Annotated in this window: 17 protein-coding genes; 9 read left to right on the top strand and 8 right to left on the bottom strand. The window is 62.0% G+C overall.

Annotated elements, in window-relative coordinates:
• Positions 1-98: 98 nt before the first annotated feature.
• Positions 99-731 carry a PAS domain-containing protein gene (locus A4R29_RS15755; RefSeq protein ID WP_024503876.1) on the bottom strand — a complete coding sequence of 211 codons (633 nt, stop codon included), beginning with the start codon at positions 729-731 and terminating at the stop codon, positions 99-101.
• A gap of 388 nt (positions 732-1,119) precedes the next feature.
• Between A4R29_RS15755 and A4R29_RS15750 the strand changes: the two genes are divergently transcribed.
• Both A4R29_RS15750 and A4R29_RS15745 read left to right on the top strand, forming a co-directional pair.
• A complete protein-coding gene (locus A4R29_RS15750; RefSeq protein WP_063172303.1) occupies positions 1,120-1,878 on the top strand; it encodes a rhomboid family intramembrane serine protease in 759 nt (252 codons plus the stop codon).
• Between the two features lie 87 nt (positions 1,879-1,965).
• Positions 1,966-2,397: a CBS domain-containing protein gene (locus A4R29_RS15745; protein ID WP_013531344.1), complete on the top strand. Its 432-nt coding sequence runs from the start codon at positions 1,966-1,968 to the stop codon at positions 2,395-2,397.
• 47 nt (positions 2,398-2,444) lie between these two features.
• Here the strand turns inward: A4R29_RS15745 and A4R29_RS15740 are convergent, their stop codons facing one another.
• A complete protein-coding gene (locus A4R29_RS15740; protein ID WP_013531345.1) occupies positions 2,445-2,747 on the bottom strand; it encodes a YjhX family toxin in 303 nt (100 codons plus the stop codon).
• 354 nt (positions 2,748-3,101) lie between these two features.
• Between A4R29_RS15740 and gatB the strand changes: the two genes are divergently transcribed.
• From gatB to A4R29_RS15720, 4 genes are all read left to right on the top strand, one after another.
• Positions 3,102-4,601 carry an Asp-tRNA(Asn)/Glu-tRNA(Gln) amidotransferase subunit GatB gene (gene gatB, locus A4R29_RS15735; RefSeq protein WP_063172302.1) on the top strand — a complete coding sequence of 500 codons (1,500 nt, stop codon included), beginning with the start codon at positions 3,102-3,104 and terminating at the stop codon, positions 4,599-4,601.
• A gap of 4 nt (positions 4,602-4,605) precedes the next feature.
• Positions 4,606-5,100 carry a GNAT family N-acetyltransferase gene (locus A4R29_RS15730; protein WP_063168096.1) on the top strand — a complete coding sequence of 165 codons (495 nt, stop codon included), beginning with the start codon at positions 4,606-4,608 and terminating at the stop codon, positions 5,098-5,100.
• Between the two features lie 161 nt (positions 5,101-5,261).
• On the top strand, positions 5,262-5,960 hold the full coding sequence (locus A4R29_RS15725) for an AIM24 family protein (RefSeq protein WP_063172301.1): 699 nt from the start codon (positions 5,262-5,264) through the stop codon (positions 5,958-5,960).
• Positions 5,961-6,059: 99 nt separating this feature from the next.
• Entirely contained in the window at positions 6,060-6,404 is a 345-nt protein-coding gene (locus A4R29_RS15720; RefSeq protein ID WP_063170249.1) for a VanZ family protein, read from the top strand.
• 37 nt (positions 6,405-6,441) lie between these two features.
• Here A4R29_RS15720 and panC read toward each other — a convergent pair whose 3' ends face one another.
• Both panC and panB read right to left on the bottom strand, forming a co-directional pair.
• Complete coding sequence (gene panC, locus A4R29_RS15715) at positions 6,442-7,293, bottom strand: pantoate--beta-alanine ligase (RefSeq protein WP_063172300.1); 852 nt, start codon at positions 7,291-7,293, stop codon at positions 6,442-6,444.
• Positions 7,290-8,105, bottom strand: a complete 816-nt coding sequence (panB, locus tag A4R29_RS15710; protein WP_063173700.1) for a 3-methyl-2-oxobutanoate hydroxymethyltransferase — start codon at positions 8,103-8,105, stop codon at positions 7,290-7,292. The genes panC and panB overlap by 4 nt, the downstream gene beginning before the upstream one ends.
• Before the next feature lie 255 nt (positions 8,106-8,360).
• Here panB and A4R29_RS15705 point away from each other — a divergent pair, with 255 nt between their 5' ends.
• The 3 genes from A4R29_RS15705 to A4R29_RS15695 all read left to right on the top strand — a co-directional run bounded on the left by A4R29_RS15705 (position 8,361) and on the right by A4R29_RS15695 (position 9,935).
• Positions 8,361-8,759 (top strand): NADH:ubiquinone oxidoreductase subunit NDUFA12, encoded by a 399-nt coding sequence (locus tag A4R29_RS15705; RefSeq protein ID WP_013531353.1) that lies wholly within the window; start codon positions 8,361-8,363, stop codon positions 8,757-8,759.
• 123 nt (positions 8,760-8,882) lie between these two features.
• Positions 8,883-9,473: a DUF2155 domain-containing protein gene (locus A4R29_RS15700; protein WP_063172299.1), complete on the top strand. Its 591-nt coding sequence runs from the start codon at positions 8,883-8,885 to the stop codon at positions 9,471-9,473.
• 75 nt (positions 9,474-9,548) lie between these two features.
• Entirely contained in the window at positions 9,549-9,935 is a 387-nt protein-coding gene (locus A4R29_RS15695) for a hypothetical protein (RefSeq protein ID WP_024503882.1), read from the top strand.
• 9 nt (positions 9,936-9,944) lie between these two features.
• Here the strand turns inward: A4R29_RS15695 and aat are convergent, their stop codons facing one another.
• The 4 genes from aat to aroQ are packed head-to-tail and all read right to left on the bottom strand — an operon-like array spanning position 9,945 to position 12,848.
• On the bottom strand, positions 9,945-10,562 hold the full coding sequence (aat, locus tag A4R29_RS15690; RefSeq protein WP_024503883.1) for a leucyl/phenylalanyl-tRNA--protein transferase: 618 nt from the start codon (positions 10,560-10,562) through the stop codon (positions 9,945-9,947).
• A 12-nt stretch (positions 10,563-10,574) separates the two neighbouring features.
• Complete coding sequence (gene accC, locus A4R29_RS15685) at positions 10,575-11,918, bottom strand: acetyl-CoA carboxylase biotin carboxylase subunit (protein WP_013531357.1); 1,344 nt, start codon at positions 11,916-11,918, stop codon at positions 10,575-10,577.
• A gap of 10 nt (positions 11,919-11,928) precedes the next feature.
• Complete coding sequence (accB, locus tag A4R29_RS15680; RefSeq protein ID WP_013531358.1) at positions 11,929-12,387, bottom strand: acetyl-CoA carboxylase biotin carboxyl carrier protein; 459 nt, start codon at positions 12,385-12,387, stop codon at positions 11,929-11,931.
• Between the two features lie 26 nt (positions 12,388-12,413).
• A complete protein-coding gene (aroQ, locus tag A4R29_RS15675; RefSeq protein WP_013531359.1) occupies positions 12,414-12,848 on the bottom strand; it encodes a type II 3-dehydroquinate dehydratase in 435 nt (144 codons plus the stop codon).
• Positions 12,849-12,985 lie beyond the last annotated feature (137 nt).

Raw genomic sequence — 12,985 nt, 5'->3', positions numbered from 1 at the left:
AAAAGCGGGCGCTCCAGCGTTTTCCTTTTTGCAGGCCGTGGTGCCAAAACCGCCGCGCAGTTTTGGGCGACGTGCATCAGGTCTCAAAAAACAGCGGACTATTCCTCGCGCCCGCCATCGAAGACGACGAGATGACGGATGCGACGCACCCGGCCGAGCGCCGAGATCGTCTCGGGTGCCCCAAGTTCATCGGGAACAAGCGAGGGAACATCGATCGCCGGGCGATTGTTCAGAAGCTCCTTCTCCGGATCTATGACGCGGATTGAATCGATCAACGCATCGGTGATCGGATCGGCACCCAGCCAGAAGGGTTTCTCCACGGCGCTGATGACGCCCAGGCAGCGCGGATTTTCGACGCCGCCGTCCAGCGGCAGGGCAAGCAGTTCGAACTTATTGGAGCGCCCGTTGCGGCTGAAGCCCTCATAGCTGATGAGCACGACCGATTTCTGCTCGAACACGCCATGGATCAGGCGCGAGACGAGCCGCTGGTCCTTCTCGCGCCACAGCGATGGAAAGGAAAACCCCTTGAGCTCGCGGCCGTAGCAGGCGCAAAGCCTTGTGCCGGCCAGCCGGAATACGGCCTGTCCGCGCGTGTCACGTTCCAGGATAAAGGTGTCGGCCAGCAGCGACTTGATGTCGGCCGGTTCGACCTCCGAACGCTTCGGGGCGGGGCGTCCATCACGCAGGCGGTTCCAATATTGGAACAGCGTGATCGATCCATTCTGGTTCATGCTATGCTGCTCCGCGCAATCTGTCGTCTGATGTCCCATCGGTGAACAGAAGGGCGCCCTCCGAGGACCTACATGCGTTGCGGAGCAGGAAGCGTGCCAGCGTCGTTAACACTTGTTCACGGGTCGGGGTCGTTAAGGTTAACAAGTGGTTTACGTTGCGTCTGAGCCAGCCCCGTGGCACACAAAAACCACTCCAGAAGCGGTCGTTTCGCGACGATCGGCAGCACTTCAGTCAGAGTTTTAGGGGAGCAGGGGGCTCGACCGGCCGTTCAAGGGAAACCTTGAACGGCTTCTTTTTTGATTCGCGCCAGATGATTCGCGGTTTGCTGTTCGGTCCGCGTTAATCTAGATGCTCGAACCTGGAATCCCGCAGGGAGTGCAATTTCAAATGAGTGAACCGGCAATTCCCTCGGAAGCCGACCCGCTCGAGGGCGCGCCCGAGCCGCGGCGCGAGCCGGTGTTCAACCTGCCGCCCGTCGTGCTGGCGGTGATCGGCATCTGCGTCGTCGTCTATCTGTTGCAGCAATATGTGTTGAGCGAATCCCAGCAGATGACATTGCTGTATGACGGGGCCTTCATCCCCGTTCTCTACACCGGGCAATACGGCTTCGACTGGTTCCTGTTTTCGCGGCCCTTCACCTACGCGTTCATGCATGGCGGCTTTGCCCATATCGCCATCAACATGGTGTGGCTCGCCGCGTTTGGTTCACCATTGGCAAACCGTCTGGGAACGCTGTGGTTCGCGCTGTTCTTTGCCGCAACCGGGCTGGCTTCGGTCGCGCTTTTCTGGGCACTGCATCCTTACGGTGAGGCGCCGCTGGTCGGGGCTTCCGGTGCGATATCAGGCATGATGGGGGCTGCGGCGCGTTTTGGCTTCCGCACCGATCGTTCGGCCGGCAAAGCCGCCTTCGCCGGCCCGGTGCTGCCGATCGCATTCGTGTTGCGCTTACGCGGTGTCGTGATTTTCCTTGCCATGTGGATGGTCATCAATCTCGCCACCGGCCTGCTCGGTTTTGCCCCGGGGGTAGACGGCCAGATCGCCTGGGAGGCCCATATTGGCGGCTTTGTCGCCGGCTTCCTCGGCCTGCGCTGGTTCGACAGGCGATGGCAGGCGCCCGAATGGGAGACGGCCGACCACCACACTTGAAATGCAACCGATCACGGCGCACGATGTTCACTCTTACGTGAAGGCCGGTCAGGGCAGGAACCGGCAGGCAAAGCAGAGGAGGACGCCATGACGGTTAAGGCAATTCTCGAGAGAAAAGGCCATGACGTGTTGACGCTCGGGCCGAACGAAAAGCTTAGCGAAGCCATCCGTATCCTGGCAGAGCACAAGATCGGGGCGCTGGTCATCACCAATGGCGATCGCAAGATCGTCGGCATCCTGTCAGAGCGCGACATCGTCCGGGTTGTCGCCCGCGAAGGTGGAGCCGCGCTCGATATCCCCGTGCGTTCGGCGATGACGCCGAAAGTGAAGATCTGCAACGAAAACCACACCGTCAACGAGGTGATGGAGATCATGACCCGAGGCCGCTTCCGCCATCTGCCGGTGGAAAAGGACGGCATGCTCGATGGCATCGTGTCCATTGGCGACGTGGTCAAGCGCCGCATCGAGGATGTCGAGCGCGAGGCCGACGAGATCAGAGCCTACATCGCCACCGCCTGAGCGGTGAGGCGAACCGCCGGCCGGAGAACCGACCGGCGGAGCCGTGGTTACCTGTTGTCGAGTTCGGAGCGGACGAGTGCGAGCCCGCGCCGGGTGATGCGGTAGGGTCCACCGTCAGACGAAGAAACAGCCTTCTTCCGCTTCAGTTTTCGAAACAGCTCGAGATCGACGCCCGGATAATGCCAGCCGTCGCGGGTCAGGCATTTGACGGAGGCGATCCGTTTCTTCTCGTTCTTTTCGATTTCAATGCGTCCGCCCTGCGCGAGCAGGTGCAGGATGCGCTGTTTCCACAGCGCCGCGCGTCCTCTTGGACGCGCAAAGGACGCTGTGGCACTTATGATTTGGCGCATGATCCTTTCCGAAAATCGATACCGATTTTCGGGGTCATGCGCTGCGCGAAATATCCATGTGAGAGTTTTCCGGGAAAACAAAAAATGCCGCCGCCGCGAAGCTTCGCGGCACGGGGTTTCAGGTTTTCTGCCCTGCCTCGCCAGGAGGTCAGGGCCTTACCGGGACAGAGCGTAAGTGGACATCCACTCTCCATTGGAATGGACCTCCTATAGGCGAACGCGGCTGAAAAGGCCAGTCCGCGGCTTTGCGCTTGTGTTTTTTGGGCGCTTGTCTCTTTTGGCGGTTTGCACTAGCGAAGTTGCACACCAAAGTGTGCGAAACGCATTATCCGCAGTTCCAATACGCAGGCCACCATGTCCCTCATCGACACCCGCACGCCCGACGCCAAGCGCCTTGTTTCCGGTGCCACCGGCGACTGGGAGATCATCATCGGCCTCGAGGTCCATGCCCAGATTACGTCGGAAGCAAAGCTGTTTTCCGGCGCCTCGACCGCTTTCGGCGCGGCGCCCAACGCCAATGTCAGCCTGGTCGATGCGGCGATGCCCGGCATGCTGCCGGTCATCAACGAGGAATGCGTCAAGCAGGCGATCCGCACCGGCCTTGGGCTGAAAGCGCAGATCAACCACAAGTCGGTCTTCGATCGGAAGAACTACTTCTATCCAGACCTGCCGCAGGGCTACCAGATCTCGCAGTTCAAGCAACCGATCGTCGGCGAGGGCACGGTGATCGTTTCCGTTGGCCCCGATCGTCAGGGCGAATTCGAGGACATCGAGGTCGGCATCGAGCGGCTGCATCTGGAGCAGGATGCCGGAAAGTCGATGCACGACCAGCATGTGACCATGTCCTATGTCGACCTCAACCGCTCCGGCGTGGCGCTGATGGAGATCGTCTCCAAGCCCGACATGCGCTCGGCCGACGAAGCCAAGGCTTATGTCACCAAGCTGCGTACCATCGTGCGCTATCTCGGCACCTGCGACGGCAACATGGACGAAGGTTCGATGCGCGCCGACGTCAACGTTTCGGTGCGCAAGCCGGGCGGCGAGTTCGGCACGCGCTGCGAGATCAAGAACGTCAACTCGATCCGCTTCATCGGCCAGGCCATCGACTACGAGGCGCGCCGGCAGATCGCCATTCTCGAGGATGGCGGCAAGATCGAGCAGGAGACGCGGCTGTTCGACGCCGCCAAGGGCGAGACGCGTTCGATGCGCTCCAAGGAAGAGGCGCATGATTACCGCTACTTCCCCGATCCGGACCTCTTGCCGCTGGAATTCGACCAGGCCTATGTCGATGCGCTGGCCAAGGAATTGCCGGAACTGCCAGACGACAAGAAGGCGCGGCTGATCGCGTCGCTCGGCCTGTCGGCCTATGACGCCTCGATCCTGGTTTCGGAAAAGCCGATCGCCGACTATTTCGAGAAGGTGGCCGCCGGCCGCGACGGCAAGCTAGCCGCCAACTGGGTCATCAACGATCTGCTCGGGCAATTGAACAAGGCCGGAAAAGACATTGAAAACGCTCCGGTTTCCCCCGAGCAGCTTGGCGCGGTCATCGATCTGATCAAGGACGGCACCATTTCCGGCAAGATCGCCAAGGACCTGTTCGAGATCGTCTGGAATGAGGGCGGCGATCCGCGCCAGCTGGTCGAGAGCCGTGGCATGAAGCAGGTCACCGACACCGGCGCCATCGAGAAGGCCGTAGACGAGGTGATCGCAGCCAACCCCGACAAGGTCGAACAGGCGCGCGCCAAGCCGAGCATGGCCGGTTGGTTCGTTGGCCAGGTGATGAAGGTGACCGGCGGCAAGGCCAATCCACAAGCGGTCAACGACCTCGTCAAGACCAAGCTGGGCATCGAGTAGCGCGGTGTTTGTCCGCACCGCAGGTGAACGTGATCTGACGGCCATCCGGGCGCTGCTGGTCGAAACCTGGCACACGACCTATGACGCGGTCTATGGCCCTGATCGGATCGACCGGGTCATCGAGGATTGGTGTTCGCCGGCGAAATTGAGAGCTAGCCTTGAGCGGCCGAATGCCGAATTCCTGGTCGCCGACGACGGCAAGCGCATCGGCGGCGTCGCCTATGCCGAAAGCGTCGAAGGCGGCACCGTGGTCGACCTGCAACAGCTCCATGTCGCACCCGACCTGCAAGGCCGGGGTATCGGCGGGATGTTGCTCGATGAGGTGATCGAGAATTTTCCGGAAGCCCGCTCTCTACGCATCGAGGTCGTGGAGCAGAACAGGCGTGCGGTCGCCTTCTATCTGGCCAACGGCTTTGCCGAGATTGGCCGGGCCGACAATTATGGGCCGGCGCAGTCCGGTATTGCTGCGTTGATTCTTGAGCGGATGCTGACCGCCTGAGCGCTCGATGATCGCGCGATTGCATCACGTTGTTGCGAGTGGACCCTCGAGCGCACGGCTTTCATTTGACGGCGCAAATATCGAGCGCAAAGCTGTGGCCGCTGACCCCAGCCATGATCGGTGTTTGACCGGTGGCATGCGAGGCAGCTTGGGGAATCGTCATGCCAAGCTTGCCGGAACTGATGCCGACACAGGTGTCGGACGAGACCTTTGGCGGCGTCACCTATCATATAGCGGGCGAGCTGGTGCCGGTGCTTTCGGTCGATGTCACGCGCATGCCGGTCTATTTCGAGCACCACATCCTTTTGTGGAAGAATTCCACCATCACCATCGGCCTGAAATCGCTGAAGGGCGCGCTGAAGCGGATGATGGCCAGCATGCAGATCTTCGTCACCGAGGCGTCGGGGGCGGGCATCATTGCCTTCAGCCGCGATGGGCCGGGCCACATCGTGCCGATCCATCTCAGGCACGGCGAAGAGATCCAGGTGCGCGAGCACCAGTTTCTCGCCGCCACCGGCAATGTCGACTACACCTTCGAACGGGTGCGCGGCCTGGCGACGATGCTGTTCGGCCAGAGCGGCTTTTTCATCGACCGCTTTCGCGGTGATTCCGGCGATGGCATCGTCTGGCTGCACGGCTATGGCAACGTCTTCGAAAAGACGCTCGCCGCCGGCGAAACCATCGACATCGAACCAGGCGGCTGGCTGTTCAAGGATGCCTCGGTCAGGATGGAAACCAAGATCGATCGCCTGTCGAGCGGCTTCTTCGGCGCCAACATGAATTTCATCGTCAACCGATTCACCGGACCGGGCCGTGTCGGCATCCAGTCGATGTATCTGCATATGCCGACGGAGGAATAGTTCGGCGAAGGCCACTGGCGGGCAGCAATGGCGGCCGCGACCCGGCCATGCGTCATCGCGGCGTTTGCCGTGCCGGCTCACCACGGATATGCAAGGGCCATGACCAAATTGTTCCGCACTGCGGCGCTGGCGCTGCTCGCCATCATCATTTTCGCGACCTTGTCGCCGATCCAGATGCGGCCGCATCTCGCTGAAGCAAATGTCGAGCGTGCCTTGGCTTATGTCCTGCTGGGCTTCGCCCTCGCGGTCGGCTTCCCCAACCGACTGTATCAAGTCGTGATCTTTGTGGCTGTGATCGCCGGCATGCTGGAACTGCTTCAGCTCATTGATCCCGGTCGCCATGCACGCCTCATCGATGCATTGGTGAAAGCCTTTGCCGGGGTGGTTGGGATCGTCGCGGGACACCTGATCGTCAGGGCCGGCCGGCAAAAGAGCGAGAGCTAGGCGCGGCAGCAATCCGCCGCGGAGGATCGAGCCTTCGCTAGGCAGCGGGAACCCCCACATTGTCGATTAGCCTGGTCTTGCCGAGCCATGCTGCTGCGAGAAGACGCCCTTCGCGGTTTCGACGCCATGGCGCAAGCGTCAGGCTTTCGCGTGCCTCGACATAGTCGACCTTCTGGAAACCGGCGGCGATGAGGTCGCGGCTGGCCTCTTCGGTTGCGTCGGTTTGGTGGGCGCCTGCCGCCAGGGCCGCAGCCGTTTTGCGCAATATCACGTTGAGTTGGCGGGCGACCTTCAGTTCGGCCTCATCGAGATAGGCGTTGCGTGACGACATGGCGAGACCATGCGCGTCGCGTATCGTCGGGGCGCCGACGATCTCGACGGGCAGGTCGAGATCGCCGCAGAGCTGTCTCACCACGCAAAGCTGCTGGTAGTCCTTCTCGCCGAAGACCGCAAAGTCGGGCGTTGCCTGCAGGAGGAGCTTTGCCACCACGGTGGCGACGCCGTCGAAAAAGGTCGGCCGAAAGTCCGATTCGAGCCCGGCGGAGGGGCCGCCGACCGAGATTTTCGTGGCGAAGCCGGCGGGATACATCTCGCCAACCGTCGGTGTGAAAGCAAGGTCGGCCTTTGCCGCGCCGAGCCGGTCGAGATCGCGGGCGAGTTGGCGCGGGTACTTGTCGAGGTCTTCGCTCGGCGCGAACTGTGTCGGGTTGACGAAGATCGACACGACGCAGCGCTCGGCTTTTTCGAGCGCGATCCTGACCAGCGAGATGTGCCCGTCGTGCAAAGCGCCCATAGTCGGCACCATGGCGACACGAAGGCCGTCACGGCGCCAGTCATGGATTTGCGTGCGAAGTGCGGCAACGCTGTCGACGACGACGGGTTGGCTCATGCGTCATCCCTGCTGTTTGTCGCCGAAAAGACATGGCCGGGGCCCGGGAAGGTCCGGTTTCGCACTTCTGCTGCATAGCTCTTTGCGGCATGCGAGATCGCGCTGCGCAGGTCGGCGTATTCCTTGACGAATTTCGGCACGCGATCGACGGTCAGCCCGACCATGTCGTCGATGACCAGGATCTGGCCGTCGCAGTCGCCGCTGGCGCCGATGCCGATGGTTGGAATGGCGAGGCGGCGGCTGATATCGGCGGCGACCCTCTCGACCGTGCCTTCGATGACCACCGAGAAAGCCCCGGCGTTCTCGACGGCGAGCGCATCGCGAAGCAATGCCGCAACAGCCCCCTCGGTGCGGCCTTTGATCTTGTAGCCGCCGTCCTTCTCGACCGATTGCGGCTGCAGGCCGATATGCCCCATGACCGGAATGCCGGCGGCGACGATGGCCGCGATCTGGCTAACCATGTCGACGCCGCCTTCGAGCTTCACCGCCTGGCAGCCGGTTTCGTCGACGACCCGCCGCGCCGAGGCGACGGCAAGTTCTGCCGTGACCTCATAGCTGCCAGCCGGCAGGTCGATGACGACGCAGGCACTGGCCGAGCCGCGCATCACGGCTTGCCCATGCGCGATCATCATCTCCAGCGAGGCACCCAGTGTCGTCTTGTGGCCATGGAGGACCATGGCGACACTGTCACCGACCAGAAGCAGATCGACATGGTGATCAAGCAGACGGGCGATGGGATAGGTATAGGCGGTCAGGCAAACGATCGGCGTGCCGCCCTTGCGGTGGCGAATCGCCTCGGCGCTGATGCGCATGTCGGTGGTCGGCAATTCCGTGGCCAATCGTCACCTCCTTTGGCCTCAAGCCGGGCTGGATACAAGCATGGGCGCGCAGAGCTTTAGAAACACCGCAAAGGCTTGGCAAGCGTGCATGCAGCCACCGGCAGGATCACAGGCTTGTGTCGGGTTTCGGGAAAGCCATTTGCGCACACGCCGTGGCAAAACCCTTGCCTTCGGCAAGGCCTGACGCCATAAGCAGGAAACGGGCGCTGCCGGCGCGAGGGTTTTGAAATGAAGACTTTCCTTACGCAGTTTTTCACCTGGTGGAACAGCCAGACGATAGGAACCCGCCTGCACACGTGGCGGTATGGCAAGAAGGTCGGCCAGGACGAGACCGGCAATTTTTACTACGAAGGCGGCATCGATTCGGAAGGCCGCACGCGCCGCTGGGTCATCTACCGCAATTATTCGGAAGCTTCGGCGATACCGCCCGGCTGGCACGGCTGGATGCACCACCGTGTCGACGTCGCGCCGTCCAGCGAGGACTACAAGCCACGCGACTGGCAGAAGCCGCATCAGCCCAATCTGACCGGCAGCCCGGCGGCCTATCGCCCGAAGGGCTCGGTGCTCACCAATCAGCATCGCCCGCAGGTCACCGGCGACTACGATGCCTGGACACCCGGGTCGTAGCGACAGGGTGCGAGCCGGTCCTTTATCGCCACAATTGGTGTTTAGCTGCTTGCTGATCAGAAAACGGCGACTAGCCTTGGCGATCGACAGAATCACCCGGGCGCGAACCACCGGTATCTTTGCATGAGCTTTTCTTACTCAATATCGGCCAGTCTGGCGCTAGCCGCCGGTCTTGCCGTCAGCACCGTGGCCTTCGCCGCTTCGCCTGAGCCCGCGGCACCCGCGCCGGTGCCGCCCGCGGGAGCGGACCGGGTTACCAATGCCGTTGCCGAGTTTGCCGGTATCGACAAGATCACCGGCCGGATCATCACCTTCGATGTCTATATCGACGAGACGGTGCAGTTCGGCGCTTTGCAGGTGACGCCGCGCGTCTGCTATTCGCGGCCGCAGGCGGAGGCGCCGAAGACCGATTCCTTCGTCGAGGTCGACGAGATCACGCTCGACCGCAAGATCCGCCGCATCTTCACCGGCTGGATGTTTGCCGAAAGCCCCGGCCTCAACGCCGTCGAGCATGCCGTCTACGACGTCTGGCTGAAGGCCTGCAAGCAGAAGTCGGATGTGCCGGCGCCCGACGGAGCCAAGGCTGACGCAACCAAAGCGGAGGCTCCCAAGCCCGCCGCAGCCAAACCGGAAGCCGCGACCACTCCGGACGTCACAACGCCTGATGTGACGGAGCCGGACGCTTCGGAACCCGATACTACCGACACCAACTGATCCCCCGGAACCGTCCTGGCCACAATGCGTTGGGCCACGGACGAGCGCACATTCATGCGCAAGGAGGATCTTCCGATGTCAGACAGCAAACGGATCACGGCTAGCAAGGCCGAATTGCTGGAACTCGAAAAGGGGTTCTGGACGGGCGACTCCGCCTACTACGCGGCCAACGCCGACACCGAATGCCTGGTGGCATTTCCGCAGATGGCACAGGCGATGGACAATGCGGATCTGGCCAAGACCGCGGCCAAGCCCAACCGCTGGCGCAACCTGCAGATGGATCTCAAGGGCATTATCGAGCCGGGCAGCGACATCATCATGCTGACTTACGAGGCGCGTGCGACACGGGAGAATGGCGAGGCTTATGCCGCGCTGGTCAGCACCGGCTACGTCCATCGCGCCAACGGCTGGAAGATGATGTTCCATTCGCAGACTCCATTGGAAGCCGCTACCGGGAAGTAGGCTCAATCCTCAGGGATAGAATATTGCCTCGCCCTTCAACGCATCGGCGAGCATCTTCTCATACTTGCCGCGCGGCACGTCGACCGCACCGAACCGCTTGAGGTGCTCGGTGGTGAACTGCGTATCAAGCAGAGCAAAGCCCCGCGCCTTCAAGCGCTCGACGAGGTAGAAGAGGCAGGTCTTGGAAGCGTCCGTCTCCCTGGCGAACATGCTCTCGCCAAAAAACACCCGGCCGAGCGACACGCCATAGAGGCCGCCGACCAGCCGGTCCTCACGCCACGCTTCGACCGAATGACAATGGCCTATCCGATGCAACTCGATATAGGCTTCGCGGATCGGCGCATTGATCCAGGTCGAGCGCCGCTCCGCGCGCTTTTCGGCGCAGCCGTCGATGGTCGCCTCGAAATCGAAATCGAAACGGATGTCGAAGGGATGTTTCTTGATCGTTTTCCAGAGACTTTTCGGCGTGTGAAAGCCGTCAAGCGGGATGATGCCGCGTGTCTCCGGCCGCACCCAGAACACCTCCGGGTCGCCGGCACTTTCTGCCATTGGGAAAACGCCCGAGGCGTAGGCCTTGAGCAGCAGGTCGGTGGGGATGCGATAGCCGGGCGCGTAGGGGCGGGTCATCGCGTCTCCGCGCTACTCTTCCTTGGCCAGGTATTTTTCCAGCCAGTGGATGTCATAATCGCCATTGGCGATGTCGGCATTGCCGACGAGATCGCGAAACAGCGGCAGCGTCGTCTTGATACCGTCGACGACGAACTCGTCCAGGGCGCGGCGCAGGCGCATCATGCACTCGACGCGGTTACGCCCATGTACAATCAGCTTGCCGATCAGGCTGTCGTAATAGGGCGGGATCTTGTAGCCGGAATAGACGCCGGAATCGACGCGGATGCCCAGACCACCCGGTGTGTGGAAATGGGTGATCGTACCGGGCGAGGGGGTGAAGGTGCGTGGGTCCTCGGCGTTGATGCGGCATTCGATGGCGTGGCCGTTGAACTTGATGTCCTCCTGCTTCACCGAGAGGCCGCCGCCGGAAGCGACGCGGATCTGCTCATGCACGAGATCGATGCCGGTGATCGCTTCCGTCACCGGATGCTCGACCTGCAGGCGCGTGTTCATCTCGATGAAATAGAACTCGCCATTTTCGTAGAGGAACTCGATCGTGCCGGCGCCGGAATAGCCGAGGTCGGCGATCGCCTTGGCGCAGATGCCGCCGATACGGGCGCGCTCTTCGGCATTGAGGGCCGGCGAGGGCGCCTCTTCCCAGACTTTCTGGTGGCGGCGCTGCAAGGAACAGTCGCGCTCGCCGAAATGCACGCCGCGGCCAAAGCCGTCGCCGAACACCTGCACCTCGATATGGCGCGGCTTTTCCAGGTATTTCTCGATGTAGACCGCATCGTCGCCGAAGGCCGCACCGGCTTCCGTGCTCGCCGTTTGCAAGGCGACCTCAAGGTCGGCCTCTGTAAGCGCCACCTTCATACCGCGCCCGCCACCACCGGCCGATGCCTTGATGATCACGGGATAGCCGATCTCGGCGGCAATGCGCCTGGCTTCCTTTTGGTCGGTGACGGCGCCGTCCGAACCGGGCACAACCGGAATGCCGAGGCGCTTGGCGGTTCGCTTGGCCTCGATCTTGTCGCCCATGATGCGGATATGGTCGCCGGACGGACCGATGAAGGTGATGTTGTGCGCGGCCAGTATGTCGGCGAACTTGGCGTTCTCCGACAGGAAGCCGTAGCCCGGATGCACGGCGTCGGCGCCGGTGATTTCGCAGGCCGCAACGATCTGATGGATGTTGAGATAGCTGTCGCGCGATGGCGGCGGACCGATGCAGACGCTCTCGTCCGCGAGCCGCACATGCATGGCGTCGGCATCGGCGGTCGAATGCACCACCACCGTCTGGATGCCGAGTTCCTTGCAGGCGCGCAGCACCCGGAGGGCGATTTCGCCGCGATTGGCGATGAGGATCTTCTGAAACATCAGGCCCGCTCTACTCGATCACGACGAGCGGCATGCCATATTCGACCGGCTGCGAATCCTCGAAAAGGATCGCGGTCACCGTGCCGGCGCGTGGCGAGGGGATCTGGTTCATCGTCTTCATTGCTTCGATGATCAGCAGCGTCTGGCCTTCCTTGACCTTCTGGCCGACTTCGATGAATGCCTTGGCGTCCGGCGACGGCGCCAAATAGGCCGTGCCGACCATCGGTGAGGTGACCGCATTCTTGGAAAGGTCCGCCACCACAGGCACGGCAACGGCGGCAGCCTGCGCTGCTGCCGGCGCATAGGCCGGTTGCGGCGCCGCGATTGCATGAACGGCCGGCGCCTGCCGCGAGACGCGCACCTTCAGGTCGCCCAGTTCAACCTCGATCTCGGTGAGGTTGGTGTCGTTCAGTATGCCCGCCAGATCGCGGATCAGTTGCTGGTCAACACCGGTCTTCTTTATCGACATTTTCGAGCCTTCTGTTTGTTGGCCGGTCATAGGCGTGCGGCCAGCGCCTGTAGCGCCAGCGTATAGCCGAGCGGCCCAAAGCCACAGATCATGCCGACGGCGACCGGCGCGACCATGGAGACGTGGCGGAATGGTTCCCGCGCATGGATGTTGGAAAGATGAACTTCGGCCACCGGCAATGGTGCGACGGCGCGGATGGCGTCGTGGATGGCAATCGAGGTGTGGCTGTAGGCGCCCGGATTGATGACGATGCCGACAGCCTTGTCGCCGGCTTCCTGAATCCAGTCGACAAGGTCGCCCTCATGGTTCGACTGGCGGAAATCGATCTCGAACCCCAGCGCCGTGCCTGCCTGCTTGCAGTCGTCGGCGATCGCGGCAAGCGTCTTGCCGCCATAGATGCCCGGCTCGCGCTTGCCGAGCGCGTTGAGATTGGGACCGTTCAGGACGAAAACCGTTTTCAAAAAAGCCGACCTTTCCCGGCGCCGTCATCAAGCCGGCGCGCTGGGCCCTCTATAATGGGCATAGCCGCCCGCGGAAAGAGCGCAAGTGCGTTCTTTCACTGTCCACAACAGGCGGAAATGTGCCAGTGAGAGATAGC

This window comes from Mesorhizobium ciceri biovar biserrulae (assembly GCF_001618845.1).
GTDB classification, from domain to species: domain Bacteria; phylum Pseudomonadota; class Alphaproteobacteria; order Rhizobiales; family Rhizobiaceae; genus Mesorhizobium; species Mesorhizobium ciceri.
This window is presented reverse-complemented; position numbering and strand designations above follow the sequence as displayed.